The sequence below is a fragment of the Caballeronia sp. SL1002 genome (assembly GCF_057814995.1).
In genome coordinates this window covers 249,984-266,831 of sequence record NZ_JBYMUW010000004.1, presented here as the reverse complement: position 1 = coordinate 266,831, position 16,848 = coordinate 249,984, and the positions used below count along the sequence as shown (strand labels likewise).

Annotated in this window: 9 protein-coding genes, 2 tRNA genes and 3 rRNA genes; 7 read left to right on the top strand and 7 right to left on the bottom strand. The window is 57.4% G+C overall.

Annotation, left to right across the window (positions count from 1 at the left end; genetic code table 11):
• Positions 1-2 precede the first annotated feature (2 nt).
• The 3 genes from AC3D25_RS22685 to AC3D25_RS22675 all read left to right on the top strand — a co-directional run bounded on the left by AC3D25_RS22685 (position 3) and on the right by AC3D25_RS22675 (position 3,431).
• Positions 3-1,439: an AarF/UbiB family protein gene (locus tag AC3D25_RS22685; protein ID WP_488890721.1), complete on the top strand. Its 1,437-nt coding sequence runs from the start codon at positions 3-5 to the stop codon at positions 1,437-1,439.
• A 304-nt stretch (positions 1,440-1,743) separates the two neighbouring features.
• A complete protein-coding gene (locus AC3D25_RS22680) occupies positions 1,744-2,397 on the top strand; it encodes an H-NS histone family protein (RefSeq protein ID WP_488890720.1) in 654 nt (217 codons plus the stop codon).
• A gap of 290 nt (positions 2,398-2,687) precedes the next feature.
• A complete protein-coding gene (locus AC3D25_RS22675; protein WP_488890719.1) occupies positions 2,688-3,431 on the top strand; it encodes a DnaJ domain-containing protein in 744 nt (247 codons plus the stop codon).
• Between the two features lie 89 nt (positions 3,432-3,520).
• Here the strand turns inward: AC3D25_RS22675 and rrf are convergent.
• The 7 genes from rrf to garD form a co-directional block, all read right to left on the bottom strand.
• A 5S ribosomal RNA gene (gene rrf, locus AC3D25_RS22670) occupies positions 3,521-3,633 on the bottom strand.
• A 230-nt stretch (positions 3,634-3,863) separates the two neighbouring features.
• A 23S ribosomal RNA gene (locus tag AC3D25_RS22665) occupies positions 3,864-6,743 on the bottom strand.
• 312 nt (positions 6,744-7,055) lie between these two features.
• Positions 7,056-7,131, bottom strand: a tRNA-Ala gene (locus AC3D25_RS22660).
• Between the two features lie 53 nt (positions 7,132-7,184).
• Positions 7,185-7,261, bottom strand: a tRNA-Ile gene (locus AC3D25_RS22655).
• A gap of 61 nt (positions 7,262-7,322) precedes the next feature.
• Positions 7,323-8,853 (bottom strand): 16S ribosomal RNA (locus AC3D25_RS22650).
• Together the 16S, 23S and 5S rRNA genes with 2 tRNA genes alongside form the textbook arrangement of a ribosomal RNA operon.
• Positions 8,854-9,193: 340 nt before the next feature.
• Entirely contained in the window at positions 9,194-10,105 is a 912-nt protein-coding gene (locus tag AC3D25_RS22645; RefSeq protein WP_488890718.1) for a recombination-associated protein RdgC, read from the bottom strand.
• A 103-nt stretch (positions 10,106-10,208) separates the two neighbouring features.
• Positions 10,209-11,792: a galactarate dehydratase gene (gene garD / locus AC3D25_RS22640; RefSeq protein WP_488890717.1), complete on the bottom strand. Its 1,584-nt coding sequence runs from the start codon at positions 11,790-11,792 to the stop codon at positions 10,209-10,211.
• Positions 11,793-12,009: 217 nt separating this feature from the next.
• Between garD and kdgD the strand changes: the two genes are divergently transcribed.
• From kdgD to AC3D25_RS22620, 4 genes are all read left to right on the top strand, one after another.
• On the top strand, positions 12,010-12,927 hold the full coding sequence (gene kdgD, locus AC3D25_RS22635) for a 5-dehydro-4-deoxyglucarate dehydratase (protein WP_488890716.1): 918 nt from the start codon (positions 12,010-12,012) through the stop codon (positions 12,925-12,927).
• Positions 12,928-13,046: 119 nt separating this feature from the next.
• Entirely contained in the window at positions 13,047-13,790 is a 744-nt protein-coding gene (locus tag AC3D25_RS22630) for a FadR/GntR family transcriptional regulator (protein WP_488890715.1), read from the top strand.
• Positions 13,791-14,481: 691 nt separating this feature from the next.
• Positions 14,482-15,660 carry a ParA family protein gene (locus tag AC3D25_RS22625; RefSeq protein ID WP_488891056.1) on the top strand — a complete coding sequence of 393 codons (1,179 nt, stop codon included), beginning with the start codon at positions 14,482-14,484 and terminating at the stop codon, positions 15,658-15,660.
• A 114-nt stretch (positions 15,661-15,774) separates the two neighbouring features.
• Positions 15,775-16,632, top strand: coding sequence for a ParB/RepB/Spo0J family partition protein (locus AC3D25_RS22620; RefSeq protein ID WP_488890714.1), 858 nt, complete (start codon positions 15,775-15,777; stop codon positions 16,630-16,632).
• Positions 16,633-16,848 lie beyond the last annotated feature (216 nt).

The window sequence follows — 16,848 nt, the reverse complement described above, 5'->3', positions numbered from 1 at the left end:
ACATGCGACGCTTGGCGACTTATTGGCGTCTCGCCGCAAGCTTTGCGCGTGAGAGTCGCATCGACGCAGGCGATACCGCTTCGCGGCGCGTGCTACGCGCCATCGGCACGCATCGGAGCGCCGCAGACCCCGCATCGCTTGCACGCGCGCCGATCCTGCTGCATTTGTCGGCCGTGATGGATCAGGCGTCGCGCGCGGTCGAGCGGCATCCTGCCTTAGCGGAGACCGCCGTTCGCGTCGCGCTCGACGAGTACACATCGCTATCGGCGCCGCATTCAGCGGACGAATTTCGCCGCACGCTGCAAACGGCTTTGCCCGCTTTAGCCACGATCGACGCGTTAAGCGACACGCCGCTGCGTTGCGGGATCGCTGAACAGACGCACACGGCGCGCATCGGCAAGACGCCCGTTCGTGTCACGCTCATTAACGGCAAGACGCGCAGCCATCTCACCGACGATCTCGAACTCGCGCTCAAGGCCGCGCGCTTAGCCGAGCGATATTCGATTCACGCACGCGCGCTGCATGTCGCTGCCTTGGTGGAACGCGCGTCGGTGTCGATCGGCGCGATGCTCGACTTGCGGCAACGTGCGGCGGACCAAAGCTATTTGCGCTACAAGCTACGCGAGGACAACCGCTTGGTCGTGGCCGAAGTGCTTTGGGATTTCTGTAACGACACCGTACTGACGACACGCGCAATTTCTGGCGTGCGGCTAGCCGACGAAGCCGCGCTAAGCGCGCACGGCCTCGTGCAGGCCGATCTGATCGCGACTTTGATCGAAGCGTTTTTCGAAATGGCGATGAGTGCGGGCGTCTATCACGCGGGACTCGATGCAACCGGCGCGCGAGTCAGTATCGAGCCGGCGACACTGGGACGGATCGTGCTCGACGCCGATACACCGGTTGCGTTCTTCGCGGCGCATGAGCGCGACTTTCTCGTGCTGGCATCGGATGCGCTTTTTCGCGGCGATCACAAGGCGGCCGCGCGCGAGCATATGGAACACGGCCGTTCCGCCGACGCCGAAGCGCACCGTGTGGTGAAGGTCGAGGCGACGTACCGGCGTGAGGCCGAACGCTTTGCGGCATCGTCGACTGCGCGGACCGCGCCCGTCGCCGATCTGTTCGGCGCGCTGGCGAACGGTACGCTCGAACACGCGAATAGCGACGCGCACGCCGGCATCGCATCGCGCGCGGCGTTGCTCTCACGCTCGGTCGAACGGATCGAAAGCATGGCGCGAGAGCTTGCGCCGGGCATCGATGTATCGCGGATCGCGCGCAAAGTGATCGGGCGTCTGGCCGCCGATCAATTCGGCCGGCATGGCGTCGTCGCTCAGCTCGCCAAAGAGATCGTCCACTGGCCGCATGCGTTGCCGCGCGTGCCGAATCTGCTAGCCGACTGGCTCGCAACTGAACAGCGCGCGGGCAGCCGGAATATTCGCTGATCCCTTGGTTTGCTAGTCCCGGCTTATCCACAGAAACCGTGGATAGCGCTGTGGGTAACCTGCGCATTACTTCGCTAAGCCATTGATGCAAAAAGAATGAGGCATACGAATAATGATTGAGGCAATCGCGCTGTCGCAACGTTGTTAGCGGGAGCGTTAGCCTCGACAAATGGTTTTCAACTCTTTCGATTAGCCGTATTAATCGTGCATTACGTGTCTTAGCAAACTTCAGGCTTAAAAACGCCACTCGCCAATCAGAGAGGCCCATGGCATAGTGCGGTCAGTTCCCCTTAAGGAGGCCAAAATGCCGACGCTCGAACAAATCCAGGTAAAGATGAAGAAGTTGCAGGCGCAGGCCGAGGCAATGATCGCCCGTCAAGCTCAAGCGGTTCTGAATGACATTCGTTCGCTGATGGAAAAGCATGGCCTCACGACGGCGGATATCGAATCGCATAAGGCTGACAAAAAGCGGGTTGGTCGTCCGGCAAAGACCGCCGCGCTGCCCGCGACCAAACGCAAAGACGCTAAGGTTTCGGAAGCCAAAGGTAAGTTGCCCGCCAAGTATCGCAACCCGAAGACCGGCGAAACGTGGAGTGGCTGGGCTCGTCCGCCGGCGTGGATCAAGGATGTGCGCGACCGCACGAAGTTCTTGATCGACGCGAATGCCGTCGAAAGCTCTGCGGACTCCGCGAAGGCCGCAACCAAGAAGACGGCGGCGAAGAAAACCGCCGCAGTGAAAAAAGCGCCCGCGAAGAAGGCAGCCGCCGTGAAGAAAGTGGCTGCAAAGAAGGTCGTTGCGAAGAAGGTCGTTGCAAAGAAGGCAGCCGCGAAGAAGGCGACTGCAAAGAAGGCGACAGCGAAGGTCGCCAAGAAGGTAGCCACTAAGAAGGCGGTTGTGCCGGGAGCGGAAGTCCGCGCCGAATCGAGTGCGCCGGAAGCCGGTTCGGTTTCGGCTTAAGCAATTAGCCGACCTATTCGCTCGCTCGATGTTCGGGCCGCTCCGCAGCCTCAACGTCGAGCGGCTCTCAACTTCTTCTTGTCGCCGCTGCGCCTGAGCGCACACGCTTCGATCATTGCAAGGGAGATCGGGTTCGCCTGATCCCGCTTCGTCTCCTTAGTTCTCTCGCGCCGCACGGCGCACTCAAGCTTTTCCCAAAAGTGCCGTTAGTTCGTTTAACGGCATTCGCACGTCCCGTCGATTGCCAGCTCGCACACGCGATTCGCGCGTTCACCGCGCCGAGACTGACAATGCAAACTCACTACGACGATCTGCAAGTCGCCCGCGACGCACCGCCCGAGGTCATCAAGGCCGCTTATCGCGCGCTCAGTCAACGCTATCATCCCGACCGAAACGCAAGCCCCGACGCGACGCACGTGATGTGCGCGCTCAACGCCGCGTATGCGATTCTCGGCGATTCCATTCGACGCCGCGCTTACGATCGGTCGCTCGCTGGCGATGCTGCTATGTCATACGAAGCGCAGTCCGGCGATTATCGCGAGAGCACGATTTCCGGTTCCCGGCGACGCACTCACGCCAGTCGATCGTCGCGCGTGTCGGGAAGTTCGACGATTGCCGGGCTAATCACGATGTTGATCCTCGCGATCCATTTCGCACCGGTTCCCGTGCCCGCAGCACCTCCCTCCGATGAGCTTTCCGCCGACGTGGGGATGGCGCGATCGAGCAGTCGCGTGTCCGATCGCGTGCAGATTTCATCGGATGAGAATGCGGCTGCCATCGAACATCTGAAGGACCGTGTGCGCGCGAACGCTGTCTTGATGGGTGCGCCTAAGGGGCTGGAGACGGTTGTCAGCGTGCGCTATTCGTCGTCGGGAGAATTGTTGTCGGCGCGACTCGCTCGATCGAGCGAGAACGGACAATGGGACGAGGCCGTTTTGCGCGCGGTACGCTGGTCGGGATCTTTGCCGGCGTCATGGGCGGGTTTGCGCGAGACGTCCAACGCATTCGAAATCGCGATTAACTCTTCGCGGTAAAGGCGTCGCGGGCGCTCTGGTTTAGACGCGCACTGAAACGCAAAAACCCCACCTTTTCGGGGTGGGGTTTAGGCGATACTGCATAAGGAGCCTGACGATTACCTACTTTCACACGGGAACCCGCACTATCATCGGCGTAGAGTCGTTTCACGGTCCTGTTCGGGATGGGAAGGGGTGGTACCGACTCGCTATGGTCATCAGGCATGACTTGTTGTTGCGTCGTTTCTTGGGAGAAACGTCCACAACCAATCTGGGAAGAAGTAGTCGAACTGCGCAGGTTAAACGCGTTCGGTGTTACTGGTGTTACTTGGGCTGTGCTTGTATTGGGCACAACACTTAATCTCAACCTGGGTGTGCATGACGTACCCCCTTCGGGGGTGGTCCTGAGTAAGCGCTACAGGACTCACTCATGACGTAAAACACACTGGTTATAGGATCAAGCCTTACGGGCAATTAGTATCAGTTAGCTTAATGCATTACTGCACTTCCACACCTGACCTATCAACGTCCTGGTCTAGAACGACCCTTCAAGGGGCTCGAAGCCCCAGGGATATCTCATCTTAAGGCGAGTTTCCCGCTTAGATGCTTTCAGCGGTTATCTCTTCCGAACATAGCTACCCGGCGATGCCACTGGCGTGACAACCGGTACACCAGAGGTTCGTCCACTCCGGTCCTCTCGTACTAGGAGCAGCCCCCTTCAAATATCCAACGCCCACGGCAGATAGGGACCAAACTGTCTCACGACGTTTTAAACCCAGCTCACGTACCTCTTTAAATGGCGAACAGCCATACCCTTGGGACCGGCTACAGCCCCAGGATGAGATGAGCCGACATCGAGGTGCCAAACACCGCCGTCGATATGAACTCTTGGGCGGTATCAGCCTGTTATCCCCAGAGTACCTTTTATCCGTTGAGCGATGGCCCTTCCATACAGAACCACCGGATCACTATGACCTGCTTTCGCACCTGCTCGACTTGTCGGTCTCGCAGTTAAGCACGCTTATGCCATTGCACTATCAGCACGATTTCCGACCGTACCTAGCGTACCTTCGTACTCCTCCGTTACACTTTGGGAGGAGACCGCCCCAGTCAAACTGCCTACCATGCACTGTCCCCGACCCGGATCACGGGCCAAGGTTAGAACCTCAAACAAACCAGGGTGGTATTTCAAGGACGGCTCCACCGAAACTAGCGTTCCGGTTTCATAGCCTCCCACCTATCCTACACAGATCGGTTCAAAGTCCAATGCAAAGCTACAGTAAAGGTTCATGGGGTCTTTCCGTCTAGCCGCGGGGAGATTGCATCATCACAAACACTTCAACTTCGCTGAGTCTCGGGAGGAGACAGTGTGGCCATCGTTACGCCATTCGTGCAGGTCGGAACTTACCCGACAAGGAATTTCGCTACCTTAGGACCGTTATAGTTACGGCCGCCGTTTACCGGGACTTCAATCAAGAGCTTGCACCCCATCATTTAATCTTCCGGCACCGGGCAGGCGTCACACCCTATACGTCCACTTTCGTGTTTGCAGAGTGCTGTGTTTTTATTAAACAGTCGCAGCCACCAGTTTATTGCAACCCTCTCACCCTCCTGGCGCAGGCCAGTCAAGCTACAAGGGCGTACCTTATCCCGAAGTTACGGTACCAATTTGCCGAGTTCCTTCTCCCGAGTTCTCTCAAGCGCCTTAGAATACTCATCTCGCCCACCTGTGTCGGTTTGCGGTACGGTCTTGTTAGACTGAAGCTTAGAGGCTTTTCTTGGAACCACTTCCGATTGCTTCTTCACCTAAGTGAATGGCCTCACACCCTTGAATTCCGCGCCCGGATTTGCCTAAGCGCCTTCTCCAATGCAAGGACCGGGACTTCCAACACCCGGACAACCTTCCGCGATCCGTCCCCCCATCGCATCTAACAATGGTGCAGGAATATTAACCTGCTTCCCATCAGCTACGCATTTCTGCCTCGCCTTAGGGGCCGACTCACCCTACGCCGATGAACGTTGCGTAGGAAACCTTGGGCTTACGGCGAGGGGGCTTTTCACCCCCTTTATCGCTACTCATGTCAGCATTCGCACTTCCGATACCTCCAGCGCACTTTTCAATGCACCTTCGCAGGCTTACGGAACGCTCTCCTACCATGCATATAAATATGCATCCGCAGCTTCGGTGACTGGCTTGAGCCCCGTTACATCTTCCGCGCAGGACGACTCGATCAGTGAGCTATTACGCTTTCTTTAAAGGATGGCTGCTTCTAAGCCAACCTCCTGACTGTTTTAGCCTTCCCACTTCGTTTCCCACTTAGCCAATCTTTGGGACCTTAGCTGGCGGTCTGGGTTGTTTCCCTCTTGACACCGGACGTTAGCACCCGATGTCTGTCTCCCGTGATTGCACTCTTCGGTATTCGGAGTTTGCTATGGCGTAGTAATCCGCAATGGACCCCACAACCATGACAGTGCTCTACCCCCGAAGGTGATACACGAGGCACTACCTAAATAGTTTTCGGAGAGAACCAGCTATTTCCAAGTTTGTTTAGCCTTTCACCCCTATCCACAGCTCATCCCCTAACTTTTCAACGTTAGTGGGTTCGGTCCTCCAGTACGTGTTACCGCACCTTCAACCTGGCCATGGATAGATCACTTGGTTTCGGGTCTACGCCCAGCAACTGAACGCCCTATTCGGACTCGCTTTCGCTACGCCTGCCTTAATCAGTTAAGCTTGCTACTGAACGTAAGTCGCTGACCCATTATACAAAAGGTACGCCGTCACCCCTTACGAGGCTCCGACTGTTTGTATGCATGCGGTTTCAGGATCTATTTCACTCCCCTCCCGGGGTTCTTTTCGCCTTTCCCTCACGGTACTGGTTCACTATCGGTCGATCACGAGTATTTAGCCTTGGAGGATGGTCCCCCCATCTTCAGACAGGATTTCACGTGTCCCGCCCTACTTGTCGTACACCTAGTTCTTCCTCGCTGTTTTCGTCTACAGGGCTATCACCTGCTATGGCGGCACTTTCCAGAGCCTTCGACTAACAATGAAGATAAAGAGTACAGGCTGATCCCATTTCGCTCGCCACTACTCTGGGAATCTCGGTTGATTTCTTTTCCTGCGGTTACTTAGATGTTTCAGTTCACCGCGTTCGCTTCGCATGACCTATGTATTCAGTCATGGATACTCCATTAGGAGTGGGTTTCCCCATTCGGACATCTACGGATCAAAGCTCGTTTGCCAGCTCCCCGTAGCTTTTCGCAGGCTACCGCGTCCTTCATCGCCTGTGATCGCCAAGGCATCCACCACATGCACTTGTTCGCTTGACCCTATAACGAGTGTGTCTCCGTGTCCCCGTAGGGAACTTCGCCACAACGCCATAGGTTGAGTATTCGTGTTGCGCCGTATTCCAAAGCAATCTTTCGATTACCTTTTCATACTTTGATACAATCACAACCCTGATCCACCTACTCACACACCCATCTCTAAGTATGCTTTCGTGAATCTCTTTACTACTTCTTCCAGATTGTTAAAGAACGTGCAGCCGATATTAAATAATTAATATCCTCTGACTGGCTCAATCGCCAATGCACAAGATTCAAAACCATTCACCCGAATGGCAAACCCTGTGCATTGAAGATTGGTGGAGGATGACGGGATCGAACCGACGACCCCCTGCTTGCAAAGCAGGTGCTCTCCCAGCTGAGCTAATCCCCCTATTACCATGTCGCTTGAGGGTCCGCACAACACGCATTGCGTTTCGCGTGTCATGGTGGGTCTGGTTGGATTCGAACCAACGACCCCCGCCTTATCAAGACGGTGCTCTAACCAACTGAGCTACAGACCCTTAGCCTGTCTTCTTACAGCCGATAAGCGTGAGCGCTCAACGTTGACGTCTTGAGCTCGAGAAAGGAGGTGATCCAGCCGCACCTTCCGATACGGCTACCTTGTTACGACTTCACCCCAGTCATGAATCCTACCGTGGTGACCGTCCTCCTTGCGGTTAGACTAGCCACTTCTGGTAAAACCCACTCCCATGGTGTGACGGGCGGTGTGTACAAGACCCGGGAACGTATTCACCGCGGCATGCTGATCCGCGATTACTAGCGATTCCAGCTTCACGCAGTCGAGTTGCAGACTGCGATCCGGACTACGATCGGTTTTCTGGGATTGGCTCCACCTCGCGGCTTAGCGACCCTCTGTTCCGACCATTGTATGACGTGTGAAGCCCTACCCATAAGGGCCATGAGGACTTGACGTCATCCCCACCTTCCTCCGGTTTGTCACCGGCAGTCTCCTTAGAGTGCTCTTGCGTAGCAACTAAGGACAAGGGTTGCGCTCGTTGCGGGACTTAACCCAACATCTCACGACACGAGCTGACGACAGCCATGCAGCACCTGTGTATCGGTTCTCTTTCGAGCACCCCTAGCTCTCACCAGGGTTCCGACCATGTCAAGGGTAGGTAAGGTTTTTCGCGTTGCATCGAATTAATCCACATCATCCACCGCTTGTGCGGGTCCCCGTCAATTCCTTTGAGTTTTAATCTTGCGACCGTACTCCCCAGGCGGTCAACTTCACGCGTTAGCTACGTTACTAAGGAAATGAATCCCCAACAACTAGTTGACATCGTTTAGGGCGTGGACTACCAGGGTATCTAATCCTGTTTGCTCCCCACGCTTTCGTGCATGAGCGTCAGTATTGGCCCAGGGGGCTGCCTTCGCCATCGGTATTCCTCCACATCTCTACGCATTTCACTGCTACACGTGGAATTCTACCCCCCTCTGCCATACTCTAGCTCGCCAGTCACAAATGCAGTTCCCAGGTTAAGCCCGGGGATTTCACATCTGTCTTAACGAACCGCCTGCGCACGCTTTACGCCCAGTAATTCCGATTAACGCTCGCACCCTACGTATTACCGCGGCTGCTGGCACGTAGTTAGCCGGTGCTTATTCTTCCGGTACCGTCATCCCCCTCAGGTATTATCCAAGAGGTTTTCTTTCCGGACAAAAGTGCTTTACAACCCGAAGGCCTTCTTCACACACGCGGCATTGCTGGATCAGGCTTTCGCCCATTGTCCAAAATTCCCCACTGCTGCCTCCCGTAGGAGTCTGGGCCGTGTCTCAGTCCCAGTGTGGCTGGTCGTCCTCTCAGACCAGCTACAGATCGTCGCCTTGGTAGGCCTTTACCCCACCAACTAGCTAATCTGCCATCGGCCGCCCCTATAGCGCGAGGTCCGAAGATCCCCCGCTTTCTTCCGTAGATCGTATGCGGTATTAATCCGGCTTTCGCCGGGCTATCCCCCACTACAGGACACGTTCCGATGTATTACTCACCCGTTCGCCACTCGCCACCAGGATTACTCCCGTGCTGCCGTTCGACTTGCATGTGTAAGGCATGCCGCCAGCGTTCAATCTGAGCCAGGATCAAACTCTTCAGTTCAATGCCTGTTACTGTTTTTCGGTTCAATTAAGAACCGGTCGCTCACTCAACGTACTGACAGATCCTGCTTATCTTTCGATACTCAAAACCTACCTTAATACTAGTGTGAGACTTGATACTTTCGCTTCAAACCAGATCCGAAAATCCGGTCCAACGTCGCGATCAAGCGCCCACACTTATCGGCTGTTAGTTTTTAAAGAACATTCGCTAGAGCTGCTTCGCTTTTCGCGTCTTCCGCTTCAGGAAGGAGGCGAATTATGAAGACCCGTTTTCATTCGGTCAAGCGCTTTTCTCAAAAAACTTTTCGAGGCCGGCGAATGACCGAAAACGAAGCGCAATATCAGGCCGCCGCGGCGTCCGTCAACTCGCCGCCGAGCGCATCGGCCAGGTCGGAAAACATGCGCGTGAGCTCTGCCGTCATCAGCGTGAAGTCCGAGTCGAAGCGTTCGTCGTCGCCTTGCGCAGTCGGATCGGCGGCTTCCTTGATGACGTCGAGCGGCGTCACGCGCTTGAGCGTCAACGACGGCGTCAGCACGAACGACACGCGATCATCCCAGGTCATCGCGAGCCGCATGCACTGCTTGCCCGACTCGATGTGGCGTCGCACGTCGTCGGTTTCGAGCGACTGGCCGACGTAACGCACCGTCGCGTTGCCCTCGCCCGACGAGCGCAGTTCCGTGTCCTGGTCGAGCGTGAAGCCCGCAGGCGCGTCGCCGGACAAAAGCCAGTCGGTCATCGCCGACACCGGCGCGCGCGCGACGCGCAAGGTGCCGAGCGGCAAACGATCGATCGATTTCACGAGCAGTCCGCGAACTTCGTCGGCGACGGTCGGCGACGCCGCGTCGATCGCGAGCCAGCCGTTTTGCGTATCGATCCACACGCGCGTGTCGCGCCGGATGCTGAATGCGCGCGGCAAAAGCTCGTCGGTCACTTGCTCCTTGAGTTCGCGCATCTGCTTGCGGCCGGGCTTGAAGCCCTGCTGATCTTCGAGTTCGAGCGCGCGCGCTTTCGTCACCTGCGTGACGACCGACGCGGGCAGCAACTTTTTCTCGGCACGGAAAACAAGTAGCAACTGGCGATTGAGTGCGTGAACGAGCGCGCCGTTATCACGCGGCGAAGCCCAACCGTGGCTTTGCATGTCGACGCTGTTGCCCGGCTGGAACGCGTGCGGCGCAAGCCACTTTTCGATTTGTTCGGGAGTCACGGCCCACGGCGCGGGCAGTCGATGAAGCTGGAGGTTTTTGAACCACATGGGCGAGCACGCAAAAGCGCGTCATTCTATCCGAGCCCGAATACGGATGTGACCAAAACCGGCGCGGCGCACGGCAATCGTGCGACGCGCCGACCGAATCTCATCAGGTCACCGGCGCCGGATTGAACAATACGAGCGCGTTGTGCAGCTTCAGTTTTTCGGCGCACGTCTGGCGGCGCCCGCTCGCGACCTCGAGCATCAGGCGAAACAATTCCCAGCCGACATCCTCGATACTCGCTTCGCCCGTGGCGATACGGCCGGCGTCGATATCCATCAAATCGTGCCAGCGGCGCGCGAGATCAGAACGCGTCGCCATCTTGATGACCGGCACTTCGGCGAGGCTATACGGCGTGCCGCGTCCGGTCGTGAAGACGTGCAAATTGATGCCCGCCGCGAGCTGCAGCGTGCCGCAGATGAAATCGCTCGCCGGCGTAGCCGCGTAGATCAAGCCCTTCTGCCGCACTTTCTCGCCCGGCGAGATCACGCCTGAAATGGCCGAGTTGCCGGATTTTATGATCGACCCCATCGCCTTTTCGACGATGTTCGACAATCCGCCCTTCTTGTTGCCCGGCGTCGTGTTCGCGCTGCGGTCGGCGCCGCCGCGCTTCAGATAATCGTCGTACCACTGCATTTCGCGGATGATCGCCTGCGCGACATCGGCGTTCGCGGCGCGGCTGGTCAGTTGATCCACGCCGTCGCGTACCTCGGTCACTTCCGAGAACATCACGGTCGCGCCCGCGCGCACCAGCAGGTCGGTCGCGTAACCGACCGCCGGATTCGCCGTGAGTCCCGAAAACGCGTCGCTGCCGCCGCACTGCACGCCGATCACCAGATCCGACGCGGGACACGTCTCGCGCCGGCGGTTGTTCAGCCGCGCGAGGTGCCCTTCGGCCATCTTCATGATGGAGACGATCATCGACTGAAAGCCGACGTGCGCTTCGTCTTGCAGCACGACGACGTCGCCGTTGCTATTGCCTTCGACATTGCCGATATCCGCGACATCGTCCGATGCGTTGGCGATCGGGATCGTGCCGGGCGGCATCAGCCGTTCCGGCTGCAATTTCTCGCAGCCGAGGCTCACCATCATTACTTCGCCGCCGAAATTCGGGTTCAGGCTGATATTGCGCACGGTGCGGATCGGGACCATCGCGTCCGGCGCGTCGATCGCCACGCCGCATCCATAGGTGTGGCCGAGTCCGACGACGTCGTCCACATTCGGATAGCGCGGCAGGAGTTCGGACTTGATGCGCTTGACCGCGTGCTCGACCACGTCGGCCACGCACTGGACGGTTGTCGTGATGGCGAGGATGTTGCGCGAGCCGACCGATCCGTCCGCATTGCGATAACCCTCGAACGTGAATCCTTCGAGCGGTTCCATGACCGGCGGCTTGACCGTGGCGATCGGCAGATCGACGAGTCCGGGCGGGCTCGGCATGCGGATCACGTGCTCGTTGATCCAGCTTCCCTTCGGCAGCGGTTTGAGCGCATAGCCGATCACCACGTTATAGCGGATCACTTCGTCGCCCTCGGCGAGATCGGCGAGCGCAACCTTGTGACCTTGCGGTACGCGCTCGCGGAGCACGATGCCATCGGAGAAGACGGCGCCTTCCGACAACCCGCCGTCGTTCACGACGATGGCGACGTTGTCATTCGGATGGACGCGAATGTAAAGCGGAGACTGTTCCATGAATTCTGTCCTGAATCGGTCTGTGGCGACGCAGGTGCGCGACGCATGTGAAATCATACGTCATCCTACAACGCTTCGCTTGATCCGAAATTTCGGTATTTACCCTGAAACTCCGCGATACAAGGCTTTGGGCGGTTGATCGACGCGTTTCTATGTTGTACGATGACGTATAAGCACTGAACTGGTCTTTCCCATTGTTAATCCGGATGCTCCAATCATGACGACACCGCAAGAACTCAAGCAAATCGTATCGGAAGGTCTGCTGTCTTTCCCGATCACCGACTTCGACGCTCAAGGCGATTTCCGCGCCGATACCTACGCCGAGCGTCTCGAATGGCTCGCGCCGTATGGCGCAACGGCGCTCTTCGCGGCGGGCGGCACGGGCGAATTTTTCTCGCTGACAAAAAGCGATTACACGAACGTGATCCGCACCGCGACCGAAACCTGCAAAGGCAAAGTGCCGATTCTCGCGGGCGCGGGCGGCCCGACGCGCGTGGCGATCGAGTATGCGAAGGAAGCCGAACGTCTTGGTGCGAACGGCGTTCTGCTGATGCCGCATTATTTGACCGAAGCGTCGCAAGAAGGCATCGCCGATCACGCCGAGCAGGTTTGCAAGGCGGTGCCGAATATCGGCGTGATTATCTATAACCGCGCCAATTCGAAGCTCAACGCCGACATGCTCGAACGTCTCGCCGATTCGTGCCCGAACCTGATTGGTTTCAAGGACGGCGTCGGCGAGATCGAGAACATGGTGACGATTCGCCGTCGTCTCGGCGATCGCTTCTCTTATCTTGGCGGCCTGCCGACGGCTGAAGTCTATGCCGCCGCGTACAAGGCGCTCGGCGTGCCGGTGTATTCGTCGGCGGTGTTCAACTTCATCCCGAAGACCGCGATGGAGTTCTATCGCGCGATCGCCGCCGAAGATCACGCGACGACGGGACGATTGATCGACGAATTCTTCCTGCCGTATCTGAAGATCCGCAATCGCCGCGCGGGTTATGCGGTGAGTATCGTGAAAGCGGGCGCGACGCTCGTCGGCCATAGCGCCGGTCCGGTGCGCGCGCCGTTGACCGATCTGACGGAAGACGAAATGGCGCAACTCGATGTGCTCATCAAGAAGCTCGGCGCGCAGTAAGACTCACGGAGGCGCGCCCCGCGCCTCCCGCATGAATTCTCGGTCGGGCCGGTCGTCAGACAACGTTATAATGCGGTAACACGTTTTTGTCGAAATCACCCGATCGAGGAGCGTCTCCGATGTCCGCCACCCCACCCTCTCTCGCTCTGCCGCGTCGCGCTCGCAATCTCGCGGAGTCCGTCGTGGATTACGTGAACGAGCAGATCGCGTCGGAAGCACTCAAACCCGGCGACAAACTTCCCACCGAATCCAAACTGATGATCGCGCTCGGCGTCAGCCGCACGGTCGTGCGCGAAGGTATTTCGCGATTGCAGGCGGGCGAAGTGATCGAGACGCGGCACGGTATCGGCAGTTTCGTGCTCGAACCGCGCCGCGAGCGGCTCGGCATCGACATGGTGCCCGCCACCACGTTGCGCGACGTGCTGTCAGTGCTCGAATTGCGCATCAGCCTGGAAACGGAATCGGCCGGACTCGCCGCCCAGCGCGCGCAGCCGGAAGATCTCGCGCACATGCGCGCCGCGCTGAACGCCATTGAGGCGACGAGCCGCAAAGGCGGCGACAGTGTCGCGGCCGATTTGCAATTTCACATTTCGGTCGCGCGGGCGACGGGCAATCGCTACTTCGTCGATATCCTGACGCAAATGGGCAGCGCGCTGATTCCGCGCAACCGCATCGACTCCGCGGGGATTGCGCACGCGGATCCGAAAGCCTATGTCGCGCTCGTGAATCTGGAACACGAGAGCATCCTCGATGCAATCACGCGACATGATGCCGACGGCGCGCGGGCGGCCATGCGGATGCATTTGTCGAACAGCCGGGAGCGTCTGCGTCGCGCGAATCAGGTGGCGGAGCAGAATGGGTGAACGGAGCGGGCGTTGAAGCTGGATGTGGAGTGACGGCCGATTTATCGGCCGTTTTTTTTGGCTTGATGGATAACGATGAAGCGGCGACGGGGTGAATGCTTGTCTATAGAAGTCCTTCGCGATAGACAGTGGACATATCAAGGCGCCGGAACGTTTGACCGTTAGTTGCAAGAGACGGTCTTTTGTCACTTGGCCGCGTGTGAATGAATATCTGTTGAGTATCTCTTTGTATCGTTCGCTACAGTCCCAGCTTTTATCGATACGAATGATGAATTGACCACTCACAAACGCGCGGATAGCTTCCGAAATCGATATTTTTGCGGCGCTCCGCAGTAACTAAGCAGTTTTTGCGTGGAACAATCCCTGAAAAAGTCTCTAGAGCCAATGTTTATATGAGTTTCTGGGCAGTCTAAGGTTTTGCGGAATGTTTCACGGTCTATTGCGTTATCGCACGGTAGCCGTCGTGCAGAAACGGTGCGGCGAAAACGAAAATACGAACGAAACCCTAAATCCAGCTCTTTGCAGCCTGATACATCTGCAAAAGTGACCGAAATCCGTGGATTTCATTGATTCGGATCTTAAGAGTTTACTTGAGGTTTACCGGTTGGCCGTTTATTCTTCGGTTGGCAACACCTTTCACACAAACCGAATAATTTCAGCTTACCTGGGCATGCCTGTGACAGCGAATTCAATGTTGAGCACTCGGCTTCCTGAAGTCGACCAGTCAGTTTCGATCGAAACGCTCTTAGGGGTGGCTGCGCAAGCCACCGACATCCTTAATCAGATTCGCGATGCGATGCTGGAGCCGTATCCGCGAAAGAGCGCGCCGACGTTTACGAGCGCCCAGGTAGCTACGCTCTGCGGTCTGGACAAGCAACGCTTCCAATATCTGACTACGAAAGGCGATCTGCCGCCCGGAACGTCGAAAGGCGCGGGTCGCAGCAAGGTCTTTACGCTCGAAGAGACGCTGACTTGGGTTCAGGGCACTTCGGAGCGCGGGCGTCGACCGGAGGGCCGGCGCGGTCGTATTGTAACCGTCGCGAACTTCAAAGGTGGCGTGGCAAAAACCACGACTGCCGTGTCTGCCGCCCAAGCGCTGACACTTCTTGGTCGTAAGGTTCTTGTAATAGACTGCGATCCGCAAGGCACCACCACGCAGCTGTGCGGATGGGCGCCCGACGCGGAAATTACCGACGACCAGACCCTCCTCCCGTTGATCTACGGTGACCAGCAGACGCTCCATTACGCGGTCCAGAAGACATACTGGCATAACCTCGATCTGATTCCCGCATCGTCGTCGCTGTTCGACGCCGAGTTCGAGATTCCGGCGAAGGTGCTGAACGACAGCACGTTCGCGTTCTGGGAAATCGTTCAAAAAGGGCTGACGCCACTCGCGTCGGACTATGACGTCATCGTCATCGACACGCCGCCCGCGCTTAGTTATCTGACGATCAACGCTCTCCTCGCTTCGGATGCCATCTTGCTCCCCTGCCCGCCCGAGGCGCTCGACTTTGCCAGCTCCACTCAGTTCTGGCATCTGTTCGCGGATATCGCGAAAAAGTTGCCGGGCGTGCTTGAGCACAAACGTTTCGACTTCGTCAACGTGGTTCTGACCAAAGCCAAATCCGACGACGTGTCGCGAGTAGTTCGAGGCTGGCTTCAGAAAGCATACGGCGACCGCGTGTTGCCGTTCGAAATTCCCGAATCGACAGTGCCGAAGGGCGCGTCGGCGCAGTTGTCTACCGTGTATGACCTGTCGAAGCCCGATGGGAGCACGGCGGCCTACAACCGCTTCAAGGAACCGCTCGATCGGTTGGCCGAACATCTCGACGCGCAGTTCGTCCGCGCGTGGAACAAGGCGGAGGCTTAAATGGGTATCGGCGATAGATTGCTTGCAAAGACCGCGAACGTGGGGACCAAGCCCGCGGACGCGAATCCGCCCGCGTTCGGATCGAACGAGGCGCGCACATCGCCAGGACGGCTGATGGACGCCCAAAACCGGATTAACTCGGCGCAGGCTCGAATCAAGGAACTGGAGACTCAGCTCGAAGAAAAGGCGGCGCTCGAAGTCAACCTTGATGCATTGGTCGAAATTAACGGCCGACGGCGAAAGTTGACGGCCGAGCAGTTTCAGGAATTGAAGAACAATCTCGCGCAACACGCATTAGCAACGCCAATTCTCGTGCGCGCTTTGCCGAACGATCGTTTTGAGATTGTCGCTGGACACAACCGGGTCGCAGCGTATCGCGAACTGGGTCGAAAGACGATCCGCGCGAACGTCGCGTCCATCGACGACGCCGAGATCGAGTTCGCCGCGTTCTTCTCGAACTTGCTTTCGCCGTCTCTCACGGACTTCGAGAAATACTGGAATTTCAAACGTCTTCAAGAAATTACGGGCCTTTCGCGCGCGGAGATTTCAGAAAGCGCCGGATTGAGCAAGAGCCATGTCACCCGAATTTTTTCGTTCGAAGCGCTTCCGGACGCGGCCAAGGCCGCGCTGGCCGAGCGCCCGGAGCGACTTGGCTCGAACGCCGCGCAGAAGCTCGCAGCGTTGGCTGAGGCGGGTAAATCGGAGAAAGTGACCGAAGCGATCCGTCGCTTGATAGACGACGAAGCCTTTACCCAGGACAAGGCCGTGGCGCTAGCAACCGAGAAACCTCGCGCTGCAGCGCCGAGCACGACAGTGATCAAATCGGGGCGGAAGAAGGTTTGCGAGATCACAGCGCGCAACGGCGTCGTCGGCGTGCGGTTTTACGACAGCGAAGCGGCGCTCGCGGAAGAATGGGCGCGAAAGATCTCTGAGTTTATCGACGGGAATCTAAAGAACAATCCGAATGAGTAAGACGAAAATCCGGGCCTACCAGATTTTCTTTTAAATTCAACGACTTAGAATTTCTTATCGGCGGAACTTAGCAAAGCTCTACTAGAGTTCCCTTATAAATCAATGACTTAGGAACGACGAGGTCGAAATGAGCGCTTAACCGCTTCAGAAAGACAAAAGCCTTCGGCGCCAACCGAAGGCTTTTGAATATCGGGCTTAACTGTCGTTTGCCCGTTA